Consider the following 421-nt stretch of genomic DNA (forward strand, 5'->3'; position numbering starts at 1 on the left):
TCGTACGGTCAGCGGTATCGGTACACTGATCAACAACAACGGCGGCTTCGCGCCAAACGGATATGCCCCGGTATTGGGAGCTTTGCTCACGACGATGTTCAGCTTCATGGGCACTGAAATCGTCACCATCGCGGCAGCGGAGTCCCATAACCCCACCAGTGCGATAGCGCAAACCACGATGAACGCGATGATCGCCAGCACTTTCGCCAGGGCGAACCAGAACTCGAATTCACCGTAACGAGCCACGCTGTAAAAGTTGGTCAGGGTCAGCCCGCAGGTGATGCTTAGCGCAAATACCCACGTATCGATGCTCGGAGAGATGGCCGTTGCATCGCCGGATACAGGTTCTTTTCCCACTTATGCAAACCGGGCCATCGGACCCTGGGCGGGATTTACCATTGGCTGGCTCTACTGGTGGTTC

General features: G+C 56.5%; 2 protein-coding genes and 1 pseudogene. 2 read left to right on the forward strand and 1 reads right to left on the reverse strand.

Translation table 11 applies throughout. From position 1 onward, the window contains the following. The first annotated feature begins 82 nt into the window (after positions 1-82). Positions 83-238, forward strand: coding sequence for a hypothetical protein (locus AC0L3B_RS38460; protein ID WP_473382828.1), 156 nt, complete (start codon positions 83-85; stop codon positions 236-238). Here the strand turns inward: AC0L3B_RS38460 and AC0L3B_RS38465 are convergent. Beyond that, positions 208-357 (reverse strand): annotated as a pseudogene (locus AC0L3B_RS38465) (hypothetical protein); the annotation flags it as partial. The gene AC0L3B_RS38460 and the pseudogene AC0L3B_RS38465 sit on opposite strands and share 31 nt — an antisense overlap. Between AC0L3B_RS38465 and AC0L3B_RS38470 the strand changes: the two are divergent. Further along, positions 320-421: hypothetical protein (locus AC0L3B_RS38470; protein ID WP_473382831.1), on the forward strand; the 102-nt coding region annotated here is incomplete at its 3' end. The pseudogene AC0L3B_RS38465 and the gene AC0L3B_RS38470 overlap by 38 nt on opposite strands.

The organism is Bradyrhizobium sp. Kon56 (assembly GCF_055807635.1).